Consider the following 22,299-nt stretch of genomic DNA (forward strand, 5'->3'; position numbering starts at 1 on the left):
ACGCCGCAATGTGGGCGGAAAGGCACGTTCCCCTGTTTGGAAAAATTCATTCGCGGGGCTGGCCCCCAGAAGGGCCGATCGCCGCGTCATGCTCCTCGCGAATACGTCGAGTATTCGCTTCGTCGCAATCCTCTCGCTCGGCCCTTCTGGGGGCCAGCGCAAACCCGTTATTAGCGTGAACACGCCCTAAACCATGGCCCAGATCACCTGCAAGGCTTTGTCGAAGCACTACGACGGCGGCCCCGCCGTGCTGCATCCGCTCGACCTCGAGATCGCCGACGGCGAATTCATCGTGCTGCTCGGCCCGTCCGGCTGCGGCAAGTCGACGATGCTGCGGATGATCGCGGGCCTCGAGGCGATCACCGGCGGCGAGCTCGTGATCGGCGACGCGGTCGTCAACGACCTGCCGTCGCGCGAGCGCAACGTCGCGATGGTGTTCCAGAACTACGCGCTGTATCCGCACATGACGGTGTACGACAACATCGCGTTCGGCCTGCGGCGCCTGAAGGTGCCGGCCGACGAGATCGACCGCCGCGTGCGCGACGTCGCGCGCATCCTGAGCCTCGACGCGCTGCTCGAGCGCCGTCCGCGCGCGATGTCGGGCGGCCAGCAGCAGCGCGCGGCGATCGCGCGCGCGATGATCAAGACGCCCGCCGTGTTCCTGTTCGACGAGCCGTTGTCGAATCTCGACGCGAAGCTGCGCACGCAGTTGCGCGGCGACATCAAGCGGCTGCACCGGCGGTTGAAAACGACCACGCTGTACGTCACGCACGACCAGCTCGAAGCGATGACGCTCGCCGACCGCGTCGTGCTGATGCGCGGCGGCCACATCGAGCAGATCGGCACGCCGGCCGAGCTGTACGGCCAGCCGCATACCGTGTTCGCGGCCGGCTTCGTCGGCACGCCCGCGATGAACTTCGCGGACGGCACGATCCAGCGCGTCGGCACGAACGTGCTGCTCGACTGCAACGGCGCGCGCTGGCCGCTCGCGTCTTCACGCTTCGCCCGGCTGCAGGACGGCCAGCAGGTGAAGGCCGCGATTCGCCCGAACCACCTGCGGCTCGTCCCCGACGGCGATCCGACCCCGGGCGAGCTCACGCTGACCGGCACGGTCGAACTCGTCGAGCTGCTCGGCGCCGAGGCCCTCGTCACGCTGGACTGGCGCGGCCAGCCGTGCGCGGCACTCGTGCCGGCCCCGATGGCCCCGACGCAGGGCGCCGTGGTAGCGTTGCGCTTCGACGAAGAAGCCCTGCATCTGTTCGACGCCGGCACCGAGCGCAACGTCTCGCTGCCGGAGGCGAACCCGATCGCGCACGCGGCGGCGCCGGCGGCCGCGACGCGCGCCGCGCCGCCTGCCCCGACGGGCTGGTCGATGTCCCGTTCGTAGCACGCCGGCACATCCCGACGGAGCACACGATGAATCCGGATCTCGAGATCGTTCCCACCCACCGCGACGAATCGTTCCGCGCGTGGGTCCACGACTATCCGCATTCGGTCGCGAAGTGGCACTTCCATCCCGAGTACGAGATTCACCTGATCCAGGCGTCGCGCGGCAAGGTGTTCGTCGGCGACCACATCGGCGATTTCGGTCCGGGCAACCTGATCGTCACCGGGCCGAATCTGCCGCACAACTGGGTCAGCGAGCTCGCTGGCGGCGAACGCGTGCCGTCGCGCGACGTCGTGCTGCAGTTCTCGCGCGATGCGATCGAGAAGATGGTCGGCGCGTTCAGCGAATTGCAGCCGGTGATCGACCTGATCGACGACGCGGCGCGCGGCGTGCAGTTTCCCGACCGCGTGGGCATCGAGGTCGCGCCGCTGATGCTCGAACTCGCGAACGCGCACGGCTGCCGGCGCGTCGAGATCCTGATGTCGCTGTTCGACCGGCTGTCGTCGTGCCGCGAACGGCGCGTGCTCGCGGGGCCCGGCTACCGCAGCGACGCGCAGCACTACATGTCGTCGACCATCAACCAGGTGCTGTCGTACCTGCAGCAGAACCTGCCCGGCATGCTGCGCGAAGCCGACGTCGCCGCGTTCGCCGGCATGAGCGTCAGCACCTTCACGCGGTTTTTCCGGCGTCACACCGGCTCGTCGTTCGTGCGCTACCTGAACCGGCTGCGCATCAACGAGGCCTGCGAGCTGCTGATGTTTTCCGACCTGACGGTGACCGACATCTGCTACCGGGTTGGCTTCAACAACCTGTCGAACTTCAACCGTCAGTTTCTCGCGATGAAGCAGGTGCCGCCGTCGAAGTTCCGCGCGCTGCACCGGCTCAACGAACCGCACGGCCGCGACGACGCGCCGCCCCCGCGACGCGCGCCGCCGCGCGCCCCAGAAAGGACGCTTCATACGTGACATATCTCGGCATCGATCTCGGCACGTCCGAGGTCAAGGTTCTCCTCACCGATTCCCGATCGGTCCCGCTCGCGACCGGCTCGGCCACGCTGTCGATCAGCCGGCCGCATCCGCACTGGTCCGAACAAAGCCCGCAGGCGTGGTGGCACGCGATGCTCGACGCGATCGCGTCGGTGCGCGCCGCGCACCCGGCCGGCTTCGCCGCGCTGCGCGGCATCGCGTTGTCCGGCCAGATGCACGGCGCGACGCTGATCGATCGCGCGGACCAGGTGCTGCGCCCCGCGATCCTGTGGAACGACACGCGCGCCGGCACCGAATGTATCCAGCTCGAGGCGCTGGTGCCGGAATCGCGCGCGATCACCGGCAACATGGCGATGCCCGGCTTCACCGCGCCGAAGCTGCTGTGGCTCGCGAAATACGAGCCGGCCGTGTTTCGCGCGGTGCACAAGGTGCTGCTGCCGAAGGACTACCTGATCTGGCGCCTGTCCGGCGAATTCGTGTCCGACCTGTCCGACGCGTCGGGCACGCTGTGGCTCGACTGTGCGCGCCGCGACTGGTCCGACCGGATGCTCGCCGCGACCGAGCTGTCGCGCGCGCAGATGCCGCGCCTCGTCGAAGGCAACGCGGCCGCCGCGCAGTTGCGCGACGCGCTGCGGCGCGAATGGGGCATCGCAGGGCCCGTGACGATCGCCGGCGGCGCCGGCGACAACGCGGCGTCCGCCATCGGCATGGGCGTCACGGGCGCCGGCAGCGGCTTCCTGTCGCTCGGCACGTCGGGCGTGCTGTTCGCCGGCAACGACCGCTTCGCGCCGAACCCGGACGCCGCCGTGCACGCGTTCTGTCACTGCGTCGAAGGGCGCTGGCACCAGATGAGCGTGATCCTGTCGGCGGCCGCGAGCCTCGACTGGCTCGCGCGCGCGCAGGGCACGACCGCCGGCGCGCTGGCCGCGCGCGCCGAACGCGCCGATCCGGCCCGCGCGCCGCTGTTCCTGCCGTATCTCGGCGGCGAGCGCACGCCGCACAACGACGCGCATGCGCGCGGCGTGTTCTTCGGGCTGTCGAACGAACACGACGCCGACGATCTCGCGTATGCGGTGATGGAGGGCGTCGCGTTCGCGATGGCCGACGGCTACGACGCGCTGCGCGCGGCCGGCACGGCGCTCGACGCGGTGTCGTTCATCGGCGGCGGCTCGAAGAGCGCGTTCTGGGCGCGGCTGTGCGCAAATGCGACCGGGCTCGCGATGCAACGCCATGCGGACGGCGCGGTCGGTGCGGCGCTCGGCGCCGCGCGGCTTGCGCGCCTTGCGGCGACGGGCGACACCCTGGCTGAAGTCTGCGTCGCGCCGCCCGTCACGGAGACGGTCGTGCCCGATGCCGCTTCGGTCGATCTGCTGGCGGGGCGGCTCGCGCGCTATCGACGGTTGTATCGCGCGCTGCGGGACGAGTTCGCGGCCGCCGACTGAGCGCCAGCGCGATCGCGCTTGACCCGGCCCTTGGGATCGCCTTTATGCTGACCGCAACGAATCGACGGCAAAGAGGTGACGGATGGGTACGGACACACCCCGTTTGAACGCATCGGCCGCCGACATCGCGGCGCTGCGCAAGCTCGGCCTCACGCTCGCGCAGGTGGCGAGCGTGCTCGACGGCGACGCGCGCGGTCTCGATGCCGCGCTGGCCGCTCACGAAGCGGCGCTCGATCACGGGATTCAGGCGCTCGTGAGCAAGCTCGACGGCGTGCGCGCGATGCGCGCCGGCCTCGCGCGCGGCCGGATGCCGGCCGACGGCGAACTGACGCGGCTGCTCGGCGAAACGGACGCGGGTATCGCGTTCAGCCTGCCGTGGCCGTGGGGCGGCGAACGGTTCGAGTGTCGCGATATCCGCCCGTTGAACTACATCATCGGTTCGCTGGGGAGCGGCAAGACGCGGCTCGCGCTTCAGCTGGCCGACGCACTGCCCGGCGCCGTGTTCGTGGGCCTCGATCGGCTGGACGACGATTGTGCGGCGGCATCCGCTGCATTGCGCGCCGATCCGGCACTGAAGTCGCGCGTCGATCGCACGTCGGCGTTGCTCGCCGGCCGGGGCGCGACACCGTCGGCGGCGCTGACCGCGCTGCTCGTCAGCCTCGAAGCGGAAAGCCCGCGCGTGCGGATCGTCGACATGATCGAGCACGGCCTCGACCGGGCCACGCAGTTGGCATTGATCGCGCATCTGCGCGAATGTGCGGCCGTCGGCATGCGGCCGCTGTTCCTGTTGACGCGCTCGACGGCGATCCTCGATCTGGCAGCGGTCGGCCCCGACGAAACCATCCTGTTGTGCCCGGCCAATCACAGCCCGCCTGCGCGCGTGGCGCCTTACCCGGGCGCGCCGGGGTATGAAGCGGTGGCCACGTGCCTCGCGGCGCCGGAGGTACGGGAGCGGATCGCGCGGCGGCCGGAAGCGCGCGCCATCATGCTTCGCACGGAGCGGGAAATGAACCTGTCGCGACCTGTCCGTCGGAGAACATGATGGCACGCGACAAGCGGGTAGAAATCGACCTCGACGTCGCAGGAACCTGACATGGATTCGCATCCGGATCGACGCGATCGGACAAGTTCGCTGCCTGCCGGGCGTTATCGGGACACGTCGGCAAGTCGTCTTGTCCGGATGGCCAAAATCGCGCGCAGACGGTCATTCACGTGCAACATGAAGGACATCCGAAAGCGTTCGTTTCGGGTATCGTCCACCTCTCCTGCCAGCACGCCACATGACCGCAAATGGAAACAGTACCGGCCCGGCCGATCTCGGCCCCTGCGACGCGATGAGCCGATTTCGCATCACATACGACGGGCCCACGCTCGATTCGTCCGAGATGGACGTGCGCGAACTCGCGCCCGCGCTGCTCGCCTTCGGCGATTTGCTCGACGCGTCGACGCGCGCACTATGCGGCGATCAGGTCCGGCCACAGGTCAACGTGCGCGGCAGCTTCAAGACCGGCAGCTTCGGCATCGACTTCACACTCGCGACCTCGCTGCTCGGCCGCATGCGCGACATGCTGAGCGGCAACGAAGGCACGGCGCTCGCCAATGCGGTCACGATCCTGACCGCGCTCGGCATCGCCGCACCCAGGGCGAGGACGGGGCTTTTCGCCGTCCTCAAATGGCTGCGCGGGCGCGAGATCACGCACGTGCGGATGCAGGATCACACCGCGGTGCTGGACGTCGACGGCGACACACTCGAAATCGACCTGCCCGTGCTCACGCTGCTGCGCGACGTCCGCGTTCGCCGCGCCACCGCGCAAGTGCTTGCGCCGCTCGCGCGCGAAGGCATCGAGATTTTCGCGGCCGGCACCGATACCGAGGTGTACGAGACGGTCGCCCGCAACGAGATCGCATGGTTTCACGCGCCGGAGCCAACCGATGCGCTCCTGCTCGACGAGCATCGCAAGATGGCGTTCTCGATCGTGTCGCTCGCGTTCAAGGACGACAACAAGTGGCGCCTGTACGACGGCACGTCGACGATTCACGCGACGATCACCGATGCCGGCTTCCTGTCGCGCGTGAACAACAGCCAGATCAGTTTCAGCAAGGGGGACGTGCTGTTGTGCAATGTCCGTATGCAGCAGTGGCAAACTTCGGACGGCGCAAAAACCGAGTACGAGGTCACGAATGTCCTCGAACATCGCCCGGCCGGCCTGCAGATTCCGTTGTCGGGCCTGTGATCCGCACCAAAGCCTCGCGCCCGACACAGCCGCTCACCACTCATGAAACCCGCGATCCATCTGCGTGCTGCGTCTCAGGAAGATCTCCCATTCCTGCTGACGCTCCGTCAGCTCACGATGACCGAGCACCTGCAGCGCGTCGGCGCGCCGACCGACGATGAAGCGCACGACCGGCGCATCCGCGCGAACTTCGACGACGCGATGATCGTCTGCGAAGGCGCCGACGCCATCGGCCTGCTGAAGGTGACGCGCGCCGCCGGCGAATGGCACGTCCATCAGATCCAGATCCTCCCCGCGCGCCAGGGGCAGGGAATCGGCGAAGCCGTGCTGCACGCACTGCTGACCGACGCGGCGCGCGAGCACGTGCCGGTATCGCTCAGCGTGCTGCACGGCAACCCCGCGCGGCGGCTCTACGAGCGACTCGGCTTTCGCGTCGTGTCGGACACCGACACGAGCGCGAACCTGATCTGGCACGCGTGACGCCCGGCGATTGGACGCCGTCGCGTTACTGCGTGATCTTCGCGTCCTTCAGCAGATTGCCGATCATCTGCGCACTCGCCTTCTCGGCCGCGATCGCCTGCAACTGCTGCTGAAGCGTCGGCTTCACGGTTTCGAAAGCCGGCACCTGCGTCGGCCGCTTCGCATCCAGCTTCACGATCGCCCGCACGCCATCGACCGGAATCGAATCCTTCGTCACCGCGCCGACCGTCAGTTTCTCGAGTGCCTGCGCGACGGGCAGCGGCAACCCGGCCGTCTTGCCTTCCGCCGCCGGCGTGTTGAAGCTCACCCACGGCAGCTCGCCGCCGGTATCGCGGCTCGGCGCCACGCTGTACTGGCGCGCGAGCCCGTCGAACGACTTGCCCGCTTTCAGCTCGCTCAGCACGGTCGCCGCCGCGACCGGATCCTTGACGACGATCACGCGCGGTTTGTATTCGTTCTTGCCGAGCGCGGCGACGAGTTCGTCGTAGCGCTCCTTGACCTGCTCGTCGGTCACCGGCTCCGGCTTCACGTTGTCGCGCAGATACAGTTGCACCTCGGCCGTCACCTTCGCCTGCTGCATCGCCGCCTTGACCTCGGGCTTGTCCGCGTAGTTCGCCTTCTCGGCCGCCTGCTGAACCAGCACGCGCGTGATCAACTGATTCTTGATCGCCTGGCGGATCTGCGGCGAATCGGGCTGCCCGGACGCGCGCAGCAGCGTATCGACGTCGGTCTGCGTGATCGGCGTGCCGTTGACGGTCGCGACGGTCGCGGCCGTCTGTGCGTGGACAGGGCCGCTCAGCGCGCCGGCCAGCGCGACGATCGTCAACAGGCGGTTCGGTGTCGTTTTCATTTTCATCGGGTTGTCACTTCGAGCATGAGAAACGCGGCAGGAGGCAGCCGCGCCCGTTCATCGGGCACGCCCGCGCAGCATCCGCGGGGGTCGCTGTCATTGTGCACGGAACCGCGTTCGTGCGTCGGGAGGTTGGGGATCCAGATCCTCCCGTCGCGGCAAGGAGGCCGCATCGGCGAAGCCGTGCTGCGCGAACTGCCGGCCGAAGCCGCACGCGAGCACGTACCCGTATCGCTCGGCGTGCTGCACGGCAATCCCGCACGGCGGCTCTACGAACGGCTCGGGTTCCGGCTTGCGGCGGAAACGGAACGCAGTGCGACGCTGATATGGAGCGCGTGACGTCGCGCGGCCCCGTCGGCTGTCGGCGATACCTGCGGTTGCCATGCGCGCCCAAAAAAACACGGGCCCTCCCGCCGGAAGGGCCCGCTTCCACATCGCCCGCTCGAACGATCAGTCGTCGTCGCGGCTCGCGACCTTCTGCGTCACGCCGCGCAGCTTCGGATACGGCCGCGCGCCCATCATCCCCTTCCACAACACGCGGTTGAACTGATCCGCCGGTACCTCGTCGGCATCGTCGAAGTCGAACTTCGCCGTCACCTTCGCCCAGTAGGCGGCATCATGCGTCGGCGTGACGTCCGGGCCGGCCGCGTATCGCAGCGGGTTCTCGCCCGCCTCTTCGGCCACGCGCAGCCCGGTGCCCTTCAGCGCCGTCGACGCGACGGCCGTATAGCTCCACGATGCCGGGCCATGCACGTCGAACACGTCGGTCATCGGCCGCTGGTACGCGGTATTCAGGTTCATGTGCTGCGTGCCGAGCACGTCCTCGATGGTCCGCAGCGCATTGACCTGGCTGTAGCGCGTACGGATCACCGCGCCCTGCTTCACATACGGCCCGACGATGTACGCGGGCCCGCGGTGCGAATCCACGTGATCGGGACCATCCTGCACGTCGTCCTCGGTCACGACGATCAGCGTGTCGTTCGCATACGGGCTCTTCGCCACGGCCTCGACGAGCCGGCCGACGGCCAGGTCGTTGTCCGCCTGCTGCGTTTCCGGCGTATTCACGCCGGCGAACGCCGTGCCGAACGCCCCCATGTGATCGTGCGACAGGCGCACCAGCGACAGCGTCGGCAGGTTGCCGCTCGCGACGTACTGGTCGAACTCGCGTTTCCACTCGTTGAGACGCCACTGATCCGGATACGTCTGGTCGAAGCCGCGGAAATACACGTCGGTCATCGGCGCGAGCCGCGGGTCGAGCGCGGCGGCCTGCACGATGCCGGCCGCGTGCGGATCGACGATCGGGTTCGCGGCCGTGCCGATGCTGCCGATGTTGTTCACCAGGAAGCCGTAGTTGCGGACGGTGCCGCCGCCGGCCAGCACCGCGTCGAAGATATAGCCGCGCTGGCGGCCGAACGGCGCATCGGACGACGCATGGTTGCCGGTGCCGGGCAGCAGGTTCGCCGCGCCGCCCGGCAGGGCCGCCGCCGCGTTGCTGTAGTTCGTCGTGCCGGCCGGGCCGGCCGCCGCGTCGCGCTGCTGAACCGTGTCCCAGTTGACCGGCACGCTGCGGTTGGTGCCTTCGCTCTCGTACGACAGGCCGCGATTGACCGCTGCGTAATTGATCTGCTGGGTGATCGTCTCCGTGTTGGTGACGCGCCCCTGCAGCGCCCACGACCAGCCGTCCATGCTGCCGTCGCCCGGGTTCATGAAATTGTCGAGCGTCACGAACTGGCTCGCGAGACGATGGAAGTTCGGCGTGATGTTGCGGCCGAACTGGGCCAGCCGCGGATCGCCGTCGGCGCCGTTGCCGATGTCGCCGAGCACCTGGTCGAACGTGCGGTTTTCCTTGACGACGTAGATCACGTGCCTGATGTGACGGCGCAAAAAGCCCATCACTTCGTTGTCGCGGTCGTTGTCTTCCGGACGATAGAAGTTGTTGCGCGCGGCCTGCTGCGTGAGCATCGGCAGTTCACGGGCCGCCGGCACCGGCGCGCTCACGAGCGACGCCCGCTCAAGCTGGAACTGGTATTCGTTCGATGCATGCGACGCGGCTGCCTGCGCCGGCGTTGCGCCGAACAGGTGGTCCGGGTTCGGGCCGGTCGTACTCTTGCCGTTCACGACGTACATCCACGTGCCGTCGGCACTGAACGTCACGTCGTGCGGCTCGAACGCGGTCGGGATCAGACCCGTGACGCGATACGCGCGCTCGCCGACGAGCGGAATGACGGCGATTTCGTTCGCGCCGGCGTTGGTCGCATACAGCGTGCGGCCGTCGCGCGACAGCGTCACCGCGTACGTTGCCGCGCCCGTATGTGCCTGGCCGTGCGCGAGCACGCCGGCCGGCGCGCGTGCATCGATCCGGTTCACGACCGCGTTGCTGTTGGTGTCGATCACCGCGACCTGGTCGGCGTTGTCCTGCGCGACGAACAGCATCGACTGCGACGCGTCGAGCGTCATGCCGAGCGCGTTGCCGTCCAGCTTGATACGTTTCACGAGGCGGCCATGCGACGGCGACGATACGTCGACCGCGACGATTTCACGATCGCGATCCGACGATACGTACGCGACGCCGTTGCCCTTCATGACGACCGCGAACGGGAACGTGCCGCCGGCATCGCCGCTGCGGCCTTCGTTGCCGGAGAAGAACGGGCGCAAGTCGTGCTCGTAGCGCACGCTGCCCGTCGCGGTATCGATCACGCTGATCGAATCGTTGTAGTTGTTCGCGACGACGAGCGTCTTGCCGTCGGCCGACAGCGCGAGACCGGCTGCGTTCGGCTGCACGCGGATGCCGACGCCCTTGCCGCCGTGACCGAGCGCGATCGTGGTGGACAGCGCCCACGCGCCGCCGTGCTGCGCATACACGTAGACCGCATCGTCGCTGCCGCCGGTCGCATAGAGCGTGCCGCCGTCGTGCGAAAACACCAGGCCGACGAACGCGTTGGTCTGCTGGAGCACTTGCTTGAGCACCGGACGCGTCTTGTTCGCGCCCGCGACGTCATACAGGAAGATGAATTGCGTCGACGCGGCGGTATCGACCGAACCGTCCGGCTTGTACAGCGAGTTCTGGCCGGCCGTGATGATCGCCAGCGTCTTGCCGTCCGGGCTCAGTTGCGAGCGCACGGCCTCGCCCGCGACGAAATGCGGATAGGCCGGCAACCCGGGATTCAGGAACTGCTGGACCGCGCCGCGCACGGCCAGCGGCGTGACGAACTGGCCGCTCGGCACGCGGGCGGCATCGGCGGCATTGAACCCCTCCGCGTATGCCTGCGATGCGAGCAGCACGGCCGACATGATGGCGCCGAGCCGGAGCACGCGCTTGATCGGGACATTTCTCATAGGAATCCTCTGTACGAGTGGGGCGAGTATCGTCTGACGTATCCGGCATGATCCTGGCGTCGTCTGCCCGTATCGCACAGCGGCGGGAGCCCGTGCCAATCGATCGAAATACGTTGCGTCGGCGAGCGCCGACGTGCCGGCATTACATCGCCGCCCAATGTCAAGCACGTGACCGGTTCCATTGCGGACCGGACAATTACACATCGTTACAGCGAAGGCGTTTCGATGACAGCCTTCGCACTGTCATCGCCGGGATCGACGCATCCCCGTCACGGCGTCCACCGATACACGGTGATGCTGTTCCCCTTCACGTTGTTCTTCGTCACCACGTATTCGCCATTCGTGCGCCGATACGCGCGCACGCTGTACATCGCATCGATCGCGCTGCTGGTGTCAACTGTCGCCGGGCTCGCGTTGACGAGCGTCGTGTCGAGATTTCCGGTGTCGAGGTTGAACGCATCGATGTTCGGCCACAGCGGCCCGCTGCTGCTGAACCAGTAGCCGACGAACAGGTGGTTGCCGGCCGCGTCGATCGATTTCGCGCCGCTGTGCGGCAGCGTGATCACCGGGTTCGGCTTCGTCGTGTTGCCCGCGAGCCAGCCGTGATACACCTCGATGCGCGTGCCGATCGACGTCCAGTCGTTGCTGCCGACAGCGCCCTGCGCGAGCACCATCGTGTCGCTGTCCGCGAGATAGACGATCCGCGTGAGCGGCTGGATGCTCGCCGGAATCGGCGTCGGCACGCCCGGCCCCCACGACGGCTTGCCGCTCGCATCGAAACCGGTCAGCGGATAGTGATAAATGGCGCCGGTCTTGTCGAGGCCGGCCCATACGCCGCCCCGGCTGTCGAGGCTGAAGCCGGCCGACACGCGCCGCGTCGTGTTGAACGCGGCGCCCGGGATCGATGCATCCGGAATCGCGATGTAGCCGTTCGCCGCGTTGAAGTGATAGAAGTAGAAGACCGGCGGATTCTGGCCGGCCGCAACGAGGATCCGGTTCGCGCCGACCGACGTGAGCAATCCGAAATGCTCGTCGCGCTGCGTGTCGCTCATGTTGATGCGCGGGTCCGACGGATACGTGAACGGATCGACGGCGTTCGCGACGAACTTGCCGCCCGCGCTGCCGCTGTAGACGTGCGTGCCGCCGTAGAACAGCGCGCCGTCCGTGACCGGGTCCGGCGCGGCGATGCCTTCGAAGTTCAGCGACTGCAGCGTCCAGCGCAGGTTGCCGCTGCTGCCGTACGCATGAATGTCGGTCGCGCCGTTGCGGCCGAGATCCCAGCTACCGCCCCACGGGTTGTTGAGCACATACAGGTTGCCGCCGGTATCCTTGCCGATCCCGACGATGCGCGTGAAGCGTTGCGGGCCGACCTGTCCCTTGATGCCCGTCGTCGTGTCGAGATAGCCGCCGCGTACGCCGAACGTGCCGGCCAGCGCGGGCCGGCCCGACACGGTATAGCGCTTGATGTTCATGTCGGGGCCTTCGTCGCCGACCATCAGCTGCGCCGCCGCCGCATCGTAGAAGAGCGCCGACGGCCGCGACCCGGCAGCCAGCCGGATCGTATTCAGCAGCGCGCCGGACGGGCTGAAGCCGACGATCGAGCCCGCACTCTTCTGCGCGACCCACACGTTGCCTGCGCCGTCCACCGCGAGCGCGCCCGGCGCCGACACGCCGATGTCCCGCTGCCACACGCCATCGGTGGTGAACACGCGCACGCGATTGCCGTAGAAGTCGCTCGCATAGAGTAAAGAGCCGGCCGTCGCGAGCCCGGTGACGACGTCGATGCGCGGCTGGTTGGTCGCCGCCGTGACCTGGATGAGCTTGTCGCGGTAACGGGTCGCGCGGTTGTAGCGCCCGACCGCGCCGCTGCCGTATCCGCTGCCGGGCTGCAGCGCGACGAACAGCGACGTCGCGTTGCCCGTGATCGCGCTGCCCTGGAACTCGGAATGCGTTCCGATCGAGCCGACGCTCTTGCCGTTCTGGTAGATCGCGACGCCGCCCTCATATTCGTCCCACATCGACGCGGTGTAGATCACCCCTTCGGGCGCGACCCACATCGAACGCGCGACGTTACCGACGTGGGCGGCGAGCGTGCCGTAGGTATTGGCGATCCAGTCGGTGGTATTGCCCGCGTATCCGGCCGGCGCGATCGTAGCAATCGCGGCGGCGAGCAGCACGGCCTGAATCGGTTTTCGGGCGACCATGGCGGATGCTCTCCTGAATGGTGGTGTCATTCACATGAAGGGGCGGCCGGATGGTTTGAAAATCGGTCACGCGTAAATACTTCCGCTGAATCATCCGGCCCGGTCGGTATTACATCGGGCGCGCATTCGATACTCGGCCACGCCGAGCATAACTTCATATAAATCGAAAAAAATTGCGGACCGCCCGCGCAGACGGGTGTCTCCGACGCAGTGAACGTTCACTTACGGCCCGATTCGATATCGGGAAAATCAGGCTTTTTGCCTTCGGGAATAACGCCGCTGATTCGGGTGCGACGTATCGATATGGCGAAGGCGGAGATAGCGGAGAGTTGATTCGGCGAATCGGGTAAATCGCCGGATGCGGTCAAGGGAATGACCAGCGGAGCGTATCGCGCGCCGGCCGGAACTCATGTCGAATCCCGGCCGGCTTACATCGTCTACCAGGACGGGGACATCATGCGGACGTCGCCGTCTCCCGCGCTTCCACCTGCTTGATCCCGGCGTCGCCATCCGAATCCGCGTCGTCGCGCGGGTCGCCGAGCTGCCCTTCCCACTTCGCGACCACGGCCGCCGCGATCGAGTTGCCGACGGCGTTGGTGGCAGAGCGCCCCATGTCGAGGAACATGTCGACGCCCATGATCAGCAGCAACCCGGCTTCGGGCAGGTTGAACTGGTTGAGCGTCGCCGCGATCACGACCAGCGACGCGCGCGGCACGCCCGCCATCCCCTTCGACGTCACCATCAGCATCAGCAGCATCGTGATCTGCGTGCCGAGCGGCAAATGGATGCCGTACACCTGCGCGATGAACAGTACCGCGAACGTGCAGTACATCATCGAGCCGTCGAGGTTGAACGAATAGCCGATCGGCAGCACGAAGCTCGAGATCTTGCGGTTCACGCCGAAGCGATCGAGCGCATCCAGCAGCTTCGGATACGCGGCCTCGGAGCTGGCCGTCGCGAACGACAGCAGGAACGGCTCGCGAATCAGCCGGATCAGCGTGAACGTGCGCTTACCGAGGAACGTCACGCCGGCCAGCGTCAGCACGGTCCACAGCAGCGCGAGCGCCAAATAGAAGCTCGCCATGAACTTCGCGAACGTGAGCAGGATGCCGAGCCCTTCGGTCGTGATCGTCGACGCCAGCGCCGCGAACACCGCGACCGGCGCGAACCCCATCACGGCGCCCGTCACCTTCAGCATGACCTGCGCGAGATCGTCGATCACGGCGGTCAGGCGCTTGCCCGCTTCGCCGAGCGCCGACAGCGCGGTGCCGAAGAAGATCGAGAACACGACGATCTGCAGGATTTCGTTGTTCGCCATCGCCTCGGCGATCGACTTCGGTACCAGATGGACGACGAAGTCCTTCAGCGTGAACGCGCCGGTCTTCAGGTTGAGCGCCGCATCGGCGGCCGGCAGCGGCAGGCTCAGGTGGCTGCCCGGCTGCAGGAGCGTCGCGGTCAGCAGGCCGAGCAGCAGCGACGTGAACGACGCGATGAAGAACCAGCCGAACGCCTTGACGCCCACGCGGCCCACCGCGCCGCCGTCGCCCATCTGCGCGATGCCGACGGTCAGCGTCGCGAATACCAGCGGCGCGATGATCATCTTGATCAGGCGCAGGAACACGTCGGACAGCAACGACACGTAACCGGCGATCTCCTTCGCCATCTTCGGGTCGGGAAACGCGCTATGGCAGGCGTAACCCACGGCGATACCAAGAATCATCGCGACAACGATGTACTTGGTAATGTTGTGCTTCTTTTTCATTAGTGATCCAAATTACAAAGCATGTGTTGCCAACGGCTGGCCAATCATTCGCGTCCGGCTGCGAATCGAAACCCGTGTCGCCAAGCGGGCGACCTGTCCGCTTCGGGCGGTCGCCTGGACGGACAGGGGGGGCATTCTAACGCAAATGGTGCACCGGCTTACAACTCTGAAAGCGGCATCGGTTGATTTGCGTCCTGGTGTCGCCGCGAAGGGGCTGCGTCGCGGTCCGGCCTGTTCCCCGCGCGGCCGGATGCCGGGGAATTTCAGGTGAACAGGCAGGAAGCGGCTTGCCGGGAACGACGCGGCAGGCCAGCGAACGGCCCCGCCGTACCGGTCACGATCGCGGGAGATCGTCATGCACGAGACGACACGATCCAGCGATCGCGACACATTCGCACAAAGATGCGCAGACCTCGACACTACGGCACGTAACCGGTCTGTAATATTTGGAAATGATTCGCGTTGACGCCACGTCTTGACGGCAACTCGCAATCTCGAGCCGGAAACGCGGCACCGCGTTCACGTCATTGCTTCCCTTCCATCAGGTCGATTCCTTCATTTCATCAGTAATCCTTTTAAATGAAGGACGGAGAAAAAGCGGCATCGTGATGAACATTCTATACACCAACTTCCACGGCGATTATGGCGGCGGCCAGGACACCTACGTTCGCGATCTGGCCGTCGCGATGAGCCACCATCATCGAGTGACCGTGGCGTCGCCGCAAGGGAGCCGCCTGTCGCGACTGCTGCAGGACAGCCCCGGCGTGGGCATCTTCGACATGGAGTTCAAGCCGCGCTGGAACCGGCTGTGCCGGGAGATCCTGCGGCTGCGTCGGCGGATCGCCGCGGAGCGCTTCGACGTGATCCACGTGAACGGGTCCGCCGATCACCGGCAGGTGATGCTGGCGCTGCTCGGGTGCCGGCATCGGCCCGCGGTCGTGCTGACCAAGCACAACACCTATCGCGCCGACAGCTTCGGCAACCAGTTGCGCGCCCGGCTGGCCACCGACCATACGATCGCGGTCAGCGACTACGTCGCGAGCATGCTCGCGCTGCGCTCGCCGTACGGAAACGTCACGGTGGTCAAGCACGGTGTGCGCCGGCCGGCTGCCGAACGACTTGCGTGCGACGAGATCCGCCGCCGCAAGATCGCGCTGTTCGGAGTGGCCGGCGCGGACGCGATCGTGCTCGGCAGCAGCGCCGGCACCGCGCCGGAAAAAGGCTGGATGGACCTGATCGCGGCGCTCGGCCGCCTGCCCGAAGCCGAGCGCGAGCGGTTTCGCGTGCTGCTGGTCGGCGCGCAGCCGTCCGGCGAGCAGTGCGAGCAGCTCGTGCGGCACGGCATGGCATCGCGCACCGCGTTCACCGGACGGCTCGACGATGTGTGGGCACCGTTCTCGATCATCGACGTGTCGTTCGTGCTGTCGTACCACGAGAGCCTGTCGTATGCGTGCCGCGAAGCGATGTCGCTCGGCTGTCCCGCGATCGTCACACGGGTAGGCGGGCTGCCCGAGAACGTCGAACCGGGCGTGGACGGCTGGGTCGTCCCGCCGCGCGAGCCCGCGGCGATCGAAGCGATCCTGCGCGCGATCGCGCAGGAACCCGGCTGCGTCCGTGCGATGGGACGCAGCGCGCGATTGAAAGGCAAGCGCGAATTCTCGTTCGACACGTTCGTCGACGCGACCTTGTCCGTCTATCAGAAATCGGTTCGACACAACCCTTCCCGCTGGGTGACCGCCTTGAGACCCACTAAATGGCAATGAACATCTGGAAGAAATACTGGGACCTGCGCACGCAGGAATGTCCGTGCGACGTGCACTTCGTCGAATGGCTGGAATCCGTGCGCCTCAAGGGCATTCGCATCTATCACTTCGGCACCGGCGGCCACCACCATGTCGGCGTCGAATGCGCGCGGCCGCACCTGAACAACACCGTCTTCGGCGTGACGGCGTCGCCGAAGGAATACAAGTCGTATGTCGATCTCATCACGTGCCAGCCCGAGGTGAGCAAGACCTACCTCGCGTATTTCGGCGACATCTATACGAGTAATTCGGGCCTGCTGCCGACGTTCGACGCCGTCACGCTGTTTCATCTATGCGGGTTCCGCGACGAAGCGAACAGCCGCTACGGCGCGAAGACCGATGAAGCGGTGCTCGACCTGTTCGCGCGCCATACCGCGCCCAACGGTCACCTGCTGTTCTACAAGGAATCGTCGGCCTACCGAAAGGCCGAGCCGATCATCGCGCGGTGGGCCGCGCATGCCGATTTCGCCGAAGTCGGCGACTTCAAGACCCTGCGGATTTTCCGCAAGGCCGCGTAATCCCGCTTTTCTGCTTTCCTGCGATCCGCCGATGCTTGCGCGCACCCCACGCTATCCGATCCTGATGTATCACCAGATCCGCCCGCTGCCGCCGCCGACCGACCGGCTGCGCGGCCTGAGCGTCGCGCCCGACGCATTCCGCCGCCAGATGACGCTGTTCAAGCGGCTCGGCTACCGCGGCCTGAGCGTGCGCGAACTGCAGCCGTACCTGCGCGGGGAGCGGCGGGGCAAGGTCTTCGGCATTTCGTTCGATGACGGCTTTCTCAACGTGCTGACGCATGCGATGCCCGTACTGGACTCGCTCGGGTTCACAGCGACCTGCTACTTCGTCGCCGGCCGGTTCGGCGGCGCGAACGACTGGGACGCGGGCGCCCCGACCGCGCGCTCGCCGCTGATGACGTGCGAGGACATGCTCGCGTGGCGCGATCACGGCCATGAAATCGGCTCGCATACGCTCGATCATGTCGCGCTGTCGTATGTGCCGGCGCCCGTATCGGACTTTCAGTTAACCGAATCGAAGCGGCAACTCGAAATGCTGAGTGGCCAGCATGTCGAATCGTTCTGCTATCCATACGGTGACCTCGACGCACGCGTGCGCGACCAGGTCGTCGATGCCGGTTACGGCAATGCGACGACGACCCGGCGCGGATGTGCCGGTGCGGCCGACGATCCGTTTCTGTTGCCGCGAATTCCGGTGGCGGGCGGGGTCGGGGCCGTGAGGCTGTGGGTCAAGTGTGTGAAGGGGTGGGTTGGAGGGCGCGGGTAGCATGAGCCGGAGCGCGACTCATCCGTCAATGTCCCGATACCCGTCCATGCCAAGCGTGCGCAAGGACGGGCATCGCCGTCACGCCAAGCCGGAGAGCCGGCGAGCCGGAACGCGCCGACGGGATGGCGAATCGTCCCGCCGATCGCGTGTTCGCCGGACGCATCGGACCGGCTGTCCGTTACCGGTCGTACTCGAAGGACTCGGTGAAGAACGTATCGCTCGAATCCGACCAGTTCAGGCTCACGAACGAGAAATCCGTGCTGCCCGCCCAGCCGGCCACCGACGGGAACGCGACGCCCTGATCGCCCGGCACGTTGAGCGTCACCGCCGCCCCCGGCTGGACCGGCGACGCCGATGCAACACCGTTGACGAACGTCGCCACGGTCTGCCCGGCCGCGGTTGCGCGAATCTGCACGTTGCCGCGCTTGACGAACGGCAACGCCGCTTTCGACGTCCAGCCCAGCGGGAAGGTCGCGCCGCCCGCGAACGTGCCGGCGGATCCCGGCGTCAGCTTGTCGCGCGTGGACTGCGCGAGATCGTGCCACGCGTACTGACGCAGCGCGTCGGGTGACGGCGACGGCATACGCACCCGCACCGTGTAGTGCCTGGCCGGCGTCGACGTGTTGCCGTGCTGGTAGACGTCGATCGTATAGGCGCCGAACGGCTTGATGTCGGCCAGCTCGGCGGCGCTCAGTTGCGGCTTCGCCCACGCGGTATTGTTGCGCGGCGCGTCGCCGGGCCACGTGAACAGGCCCTGGTTGGCCGGGTCCTGCGCGACGCCGGCCAGACGGAAGTTGTTGCGGCACTGCGCACTCTTCGCCAGGGCGGCGAGCTGCGCCGGCGTCTGCCCGCTTGCGATCTGCGCACGGATGTTCAGCGTGTCGCAGGTGCCGCTCGACGGCTGAAGAAACACGCCGTTGCGCAAGCCGGGACCGTTGACGATCGCGAAGTCCACCGCCGTGCCGGCCGCGTCGACGGTACCCACCTGCAGGTTGAGCGAATCGACGAACGCGTTGGTCCCCGTCGACGGATTGGCCGGATTCAGCCAATCCCACTTCTGCGCATTCGCGTTGATCTTGCTCAGTACCGCGCGCTGATTGCCGATCACGCGCCAACCGGTATCGCCATTCGCGAGACTGCTCGCCCGCACCGCGAGCTGGACATGCTGCTGCATGCCGTCGCGAATGCCGTCGCTGCGCGTCCACGCGAGCTTGACCCACATCGTGTCGCTGGCGACGACGCGGATGACTTCCGGCAAGCTGAAGCTGGCGTTGTTCATCGCGTCGTCGGCCGCGATGCCCGGCGCGCCGTCGGCGACCGCACCGAACTCCTGGCCGACCGACATCCCGTTGTTGAGATACGTGGCGGGCACGCCGGCATTCAGCGCGCCGGACGCGACATCGTCGACGAAGATCTGGCCGCATGCCGATACGCTGCCGCCCGTGCGCGCAGCGCCGGTCGAACCGGCGAAACACTGGTTGAGCGCGCGCTGCAATGCCGCCAGATCGCTGGCGCTCGGCAGGTTCGACACCACCGCGCCATTGATCGTCGCGGCGGCCGGCAGGCTGGCCTTGTCGCTCGCCTGCGGCGCGACGCCGGGCGCGAGCTGAAGCTGCACCGGCGTATCGCTGGACGCGCCTGCCACCGAGCTGATCTGCACGCCGCCATCCGGCAGGACGTTGATCTTCACCTGGTCGAGCAACCGGTCGAGCCCCGGCGCACCCGCGGTCAACGGACCGGAAATCAGGTCGACGCCCGTATTGCCGGTAGCGGCCAGCAGGTCGGCCAGCGCCGACGAATAGGCCTGCATCGTGCCGGCAACCGCCTGGGCCGTCACCTTGCTTTGGAGCAAACCGGTGTCGGCCAGCAGCTTCGCCGGATTGTCGCCGATGATCGTGGCGGCGATCGCGTTCGTGATCGGCGTGATGTTGATCGTCTGCGTGCCGGCCGTGGCGCTGAGCGCGATCAGCGTGGCCTGCGAATCGGCGACGTTGCCGAATGCGGACAACGCAAATGGCGCGCTCAGGCCGGTCACCGCGCAATGAAACGCGCCGGTTGACGCATCGGCCGGGCAGTCGACCGTCTTGCCGGTCGCATCGACCAGTTTCACGGTGGCGGCCTGCATCGCAGCGCCGGCGGCCGCGACCCCGCTGACCGTCTGAGCCGCAGGTTCGCCCGGCGGCGGCGACGACGAACTGCCGCCACCCCCGCAAGCCGACAGGACGAGCGCTGCAATACCGGATACGACAGGCGTGAGTTTCATTGCGTTTCCCCCGACATCCTTCTGGTTGATGCGTGTCATATGCACTGCTCATGCACGCTGGACGGCGAGGATTCTCGCAAAGACGATTTTTGCGATCATCATTCAGGTGGATGAAAATCGGGAAATAACACCGCGTGAAATGCAAATAACCTGTGTTAGCCTGAAAAAAATTCGGTATTCGAAGCGATATCGTCAGACAAAATACACATACGAAGATCGCGAAGCGACGGGGGAAGCATGCAACGGGACGAACTCATCGGGGACCTCTATGAGGCCGCGCTGCAGCCGGACGGTTTTCTCGATGTTTTTCATCGGGTATCCGAATCGCTCGGCGCAAATGTATTTCACATGTTCAGCTGGGACGCCGCACGCAATGCCCCGCAATTCTCGATCTATTCGCCGCGCGCGGAGTTCGACGAGATCATCGCCCTCTACGACCAGTATTACGGCGCGCTCGATCCACGCCGCGGCTTCGTCGAGAACGCACCGCTCGGCGAATTCGTTTGCTGTCAGGATCACCTCACCGACTGCGACGTCGAACGCAGCGAGTTCTTCCAGGACTTTCAGATTCCGTCGGGATTTCGCTACCTGATGGGGATTCGCTTCGCGCGCCCCGGCAGCGACAACATTCTGCTCGGGTTACTCCGGGCACACGGCCGAACACCGTATTCGTCGGAAGAACGTGCGGCCCTGACCCGTATGGCCGGGCATCTGCAGCGCTCGATCAACCTGTGGCGAGACGCGCGCGTGCTGCATCGCGACGCCACGCTCGGCGCCGAATTGCTGGAGGAGCTGGGTCTTTCCGTCTTTGCACTGGACAGGCACGCGCGCGTCGTCTTCGTCAACCGCGCGGCCGAGTCGATGCTGCGCGCCACCACCTGCCTCAGGCTCGAGAACGGATACCTGAGCGCGACGAGCGCGCCGCAGAACGATGCACTGAAGGCGGCATTGACGCGCGTCGCGAAGACCCGCAAGAGCGAGAGCCTTGCACTTTCCGGCACGCGGGTGGCGGCGCACGAAATTTTTCTCAGTATTGCGGCACTGTCCGGACAAGCGCTCCATGCGACGTTCGGCGATGCGACGATACTGATCACGGTCAGGCGACGCGGCGCTGCCCCGCTCGTCGTCGCACAACAGTTGCGGCAGTCGTTCGGTTTGTCGAGTGCCGAAGCCGCCGTCGCCGAAGCGCTCATCAACGGCAAGGCGCCTGACGAATGCGCGGCCATCGCCGGCGTGTCGCTGGCGACGGTTCGCACCCAATTGCGGGCGATCTATGAAAAGACCCATTCGCGGAATCAGGCCGAAGCGGTCGGACGGATGCTTTGGGTGCTCCCGCAGCACAAGCGCAAGGATTGATACGGCGGAGTTGGGGGTAGTCGTATCAGGAGCGTGACCCGAGAAATGCAGGCTGCCGGAAAAGTTGTCTTTGGATCCTATGGAAATCAACGGATCGGACATCTTTTCCAAGACGGCCGCATGGTATTCGTCTCAGATTCCGCTACCCACGACAGCGTCAGCGCCGCCACCGCCGGGCATCGGCGGTCTTTCCTGAATCGCCCGTCCGGAAGGTCTGCATGCGTGCCGCCGAAAATAGATCGCGACAGCATCATGAAATGCGCCCAAACTGCCTGACACGACGGCCGCGTCTGCGGCCGGTGAAATTGGGGAAACATTATGGCAAAGGGCCAAGCGCGCAGTAACCGAGAGGCGAAAAAGCCTAAGCAACCGAAGAAATTGCCGTCTCCCGCAGCAGGTACGTCATGGACGGCCGTTCCGAAGACCACCTCATCCGGCGAACCAGCAAAGAAGAAATAGCGGGCAACCGATCACGCAGACCAAGGTCTGCGTCTCTCTTACCTCCTCCACCCCTGCCTGTCGCAGCGCCATACGGATCGGCGACGGCAACACCCCACGCGCTCACCCGCTCCGGAATGAATTGCGCAGGTCGCGGATGACCTGCATGCAATTGCTGTTATCCCGGCATGAGCCTCCACCCGTCGCGAAGTCCTCGCGCGGTTTCCTCGTCCGCGGTTTGTGCCGCTGCACCGGAATATCCGTCACACCGGCGGCCCATGGTGATGGCCGCGGGCACTCGACCGGGTCTCGTGTCGCTTCGGCTGCCATCGGTGGTCTCAGCGGCCGCATGCGCATTGACCCGCGGTAGCACACGACCGTTTCTTCGTTCCGTCCGTTTGCATCTGTTTGCGTGTGTTCAACCGCACAGAACGAGCGCCACCTCAGTCCGCACACGCCGCGCCTCGTCCGGCTG

Annotated in this window: 15 protein-coding genes and 1 pseudogene; 11 read left to right on the top strand and 5 right to left on the bottom strand. The window is 66.4% G+C overall.

Features of this window, described 5'->3' with window-relative positions:
• The first annotated feature begins 193 nt into the window (after positions 1–193).
• The 6 genes from ugpC (at position 194) to HWX09_RS13565 (ending at position 6,529) form a co-directional block, all read left to right on the top strand.
• Positions 194–1,387 carry a sn-glycerol-3-phosphate ABC transporter ATP-binding protein UgpC gene (gene ugpC, locus HWX09_RS13540; RefSeq protein ID WP_027781878.1) on the top strand — a complete coding sequence of 398 codons (1,194 nt, stop codon included), beginning with the start codon at positions 194–196 and terminating at the stop codon, positions 1,385–1,387.
• Between the two features lie 29 nt (positions 1,388–1,416).
• The gene (locus tag HWX09_RS13545) at positions 1,417–2,352 is read left to right on the top strand and encodes an AraC family transcriptional regulator (RefSeq protein WP_027781877.1); all 936 of its coding nucleotides are present in this window, start codon (positions 1,417–1,419) and stop codon (positions 2,350–2,352) included.
• Positions 2,349–3,815: a xylulokinase gene (xylB, locus tag HWX09_RS13550; RefSeq protein WP_027781876.1), complete on the top strand. Its 1,467-nt coding sequence runs from the start codon at positions 2,349–2,351 to the stop codon at positions 3,813–3,815. The genes HWX09_RS13545 and xylB overlap by 4 nt, the downstream gene beginning before the upstream one ends.
• Positions 3,816–3,897: 82 nt before the next feature.
• Complete coding sequence (locus HWX09_RS13555) at positions 3,898–4,857, top strand: hypothetical protein (protein ID WP_051421308.1); 960 nt, start codon at positions 3,898–3,900, stop codon at positions 4,855–4,857.
• Between the two features lie 238 nt (positions 4,858–5,095).
• On the top strand, positions 5,096–6,049 hold the full coding sequence (locus HWX09_RS13560) for a hypothetical protein (RefSeq protein WP_027781875.1): 954 nt from the start codon (positions 5,096–5,098) through the stop codon (positions 6,047–6,049).
• A 42-nt stretch (positions 6,050–6,091) separates the two neighbouring features.
• Positions 6,092–6,529: a GNAT family N-acetyltransferase gene (locus HWX09_RS13565; protein ID WP_027781874.1), complete on the top strand. Its 438-nt coding sequence runs from the start codon at positions 6,092–6,094 to the stop codon at positions 6,527–6,529.
• A 25-nt stretch (positions 6,530–6,554) separates the two neighbouring features.
• On the opposite strand, the gene HWX09_RS13570 is transcribed toward HWX09_RS13565, so the two are convergent.
• Positions 6,555–7,385 carry a peptidyl-prolyl cis-trans isomerase gene (locus HWX09_RS13570; protein WP_027781873.1) on the bottom strand — a complete coding sequence of 277 codons (831 nt, stop codon included), beginning with the start codon at positions 7,383–7,385 and terminating at the stop codon, positions 6,555–6,557.
• A gap of 132 nt (positions 7,386–7,517) precedes the next feature.
• On the opposite strand from HWX09_RS13570, the pseudogene HWX09_RS13575 reads away from it, so the two are divergent.
• Positions 7,518–7,718, top strand: a pseudogene (locus tag HWX09_RS13575) (GNAT family N-acetyltransferase); the annotation flags it as partial.
• 111 nt (positions 7,719–7,829) lie between these two features.
• Here the strand turns inward: HWX09_RS13575 and HWX09_RS13580 are convergent.
• The 3 genes from HWX09_RS13580 to HWX09_RS13590 form a co-directional block, all read right to left on the bottom strand.
• Positions 7,830–10,715, bottom strand: coding sequence for a beta-propeller fold lactonase family protein (locus HWX09_RS13580; protein WP_027781872.1), 2,886 nt, complete (start codon positions 10,713–10,715; stop codon positions 7,830–7,832).
• Between the two features lie 269 nt (positions 10,716–10,984).
• Positions 10,985–12,919, bottom strand: a complete 1,935-nt coding sequence (locus HWX09_RS13585) for a hypothetical protein (protein WP_027781871.1) — start codon at positions 12,917–12,919, stop codon at positions 10,985–10,987.
• Positions 12,920–13,373: 454 nt separating this feature from the next.
• Positions 13,374–14,681 carry a dicarboxylate/amino acid:cation symporter gene (locus tag HWX09_RS13590; RefSeq protein ID WP_027781870.1) on the bottom strand — a complete coding sequence of 436 codons (1,308 nt, stop codon included), beginning with the start codon at positions 14,679–14,681 and terminating at the stop codon, positions 13,374–13,376.
• Between the two features lie 608 nt (positions 14,682–15,289).
• Between HWX09_RS13590 and HWX09_RS13595 the strand changes: the two genes are divergently transcribed.
• From HWX09_RS13595 to HWX09_RS13605, 3 genes are read left to right on the top strand one after another with little or no spacing between them, the layout of a single operon-like run.
• Positions 15,290–16,444 (top strand): glycosyltransferase, encoded by a 1,155-nt coding sequence (locus HWX09_RS13595; RefSeq protein WP_027781869.1) that lies wholly within the window; start codon positions 15,290–15,292, stop codon positions 16,442–16,444.
• The gene (locus tag HWX09_RS13600; RefSeq protein WP_027781868.1) at positions 16,441–17,001 is read left to right on the top strand and encodes a hypothetical protein; all 561 of its coding nucleotides are present in this window, start codon (positions 16,441–16,443) and stop codon (positions 16,999–17,001) included. The genes HWX09_RS13595 and HWX09_RS13600 overlap by 4 nt, the downstream gene beginning before the upstream one ends.
• A gap of 31 nt (positions 17,002–17,032) precedes the next feature.
• Positions 17,033–17,767: a polysaccharide deacetylase family protein gene (locus HWX09_RS13605; protein WP_027781867.1), complete on the top strand. Its 735-nt coding sequence runs from the start codon at positions 17,033–17,035 to the stop codon at positions 17,765–17,767.
• A 178-nt stretch (positions 17,768–17,945) separates the two neighbouring features.
• Here HWX09_RS13605 and HWX09_RS13610 read toward each other — a convergent pair whose 3' ends face one another.
• Complete coding sequence (locus HWX09_RS13610; RefSeq protein ID WP_027781866.1) at positions 17,946–20,030, bottom strand: hypothetical protein; 2,085 nt, start codon at positions 20,028–20,030, stop codon at positions 17,946–17,948.
• Positions 20,031–20,267: 237 nt separating this feature from the next.
• Between HWX09_RS13610 and HWX09_RS13615 the strand changes: the two genes are divergently transcribed.
• Positions 20,268–21,386 (top strand): helix-turn-helix transcriptional regulator, encoded by a 1,119-nt coding sequence (locus HWX09_RS13615; RefSeq protein WP_027781865.1) that lies wholly within the window; start codon positions 20,268–20,270, stop codon positions 21,384–21,386.
• Positions 21,387–22,299 lie beyond the last annotated feature (913 nt).

Origin of the sequence: Burkholderia sp. BCC1208, from assembly GCF_902833095.1 — a bacterium.
In the GTDB taxonomy this organism is placed as follows: domain Bacteria; phylum Pseudomonadota; class Gammaproteobacteria; order Burkholderiales; family Burkholderiaceae; genus Burkholderia.

Coding starts and splice junctions, on each gene's coding strand:
- ugpC (WP_027781878.1), top strand. CDS start 194: ATGGCCCAGATCACCTGCAAGGCTTTGTCGAAGCACTACGACGGCGGC.
- HWX09_RS13590 (WP_027781870.1), bottom strand. CDS start 14,681: ATGAAAAAGAAGCACAACATTACCAAGTACATCGTTGTCGCGATGATT.
- HWX09_RS13615 (WP_027781865.1), top strand. CDS start 20,268: ATGCAACGGGACGAACTCATCGGGGACCTCTATGAGGCCGCGCTGCAG.
- HWX09_RS13605 (WP_027781867.1), top strand. CDS start 17,033: ATGCTTGCGCGCACCCCACGCTATCCGATCCTGATGTATCACCAGATC.
- HWX09_RS13545 (WP_027781877.1), top strand. CDS start 1,417: ATGAATCCGGATCTCGAGATCGTTCCCACCCACCGCGACGAATCGTTC.
- HWX09_RS13560 (WP_027781875.1), top strand. CDS start 5,096: ATGACCGCAAATGGAAACAGTACCGGCCCGGCCGATCTCGGCCCCTGC.
- HWX09_RS13585 (WP_027781871.1), bottom strand. CDS start 12,919: ATGGTCGCCCGAAAACCGATTCAGGCCGTGCTGCTCGCCGCCGCGATT.
- HWX09_RS13595 (WP_027781869.1), top strand. CDS start 15,290: ATGAACATTCTATACACCAACTTCCACGGCGATTATGGCGGCGGCCAG.
- HWX09_RS13570 (WP_027781873.1), bottom strand. CDS start 7,385: ATGAAAATGAAAACGACACCGAACCGCCTGTTGACGATCGTCGCGCTG.
- HWX09_RS13600 (WP_027781868.1), top strand. CDS start 16,441: ATGAACATCTGGAAGAAATACTGGGACCTGCGCACGCAGGAATGTCCG.
- HWX09_RS13555 (WP_051421308.1), top strand. CDS start 3,898: ATGGGTACGGACACACCCCGTTTGAACGCATCGGCCGCCGACATCGCG.
- HWX09_RS13565 (WP_027781874.1), top strand. CDS start 6,092: ATGAAACCCGCGATCCATCTGCGTGCTGCGTCTCAGGAAGATCTCCCA.
- HWX09_RS13610 (WP_027781866.1), bottom strand. CDS start 20,030: ATGAAACTCACGCCTGTCGTATCCGGTATTGCAGCGCTCGTCCTGTCG.
- HWX09_RS13580 (WP_027781872.1), bottom strand. CDS start 10,715: ATGAGAAATGTCCCGATCAAGCGCGTGCTCCGGCTCGGCGCCATCATG.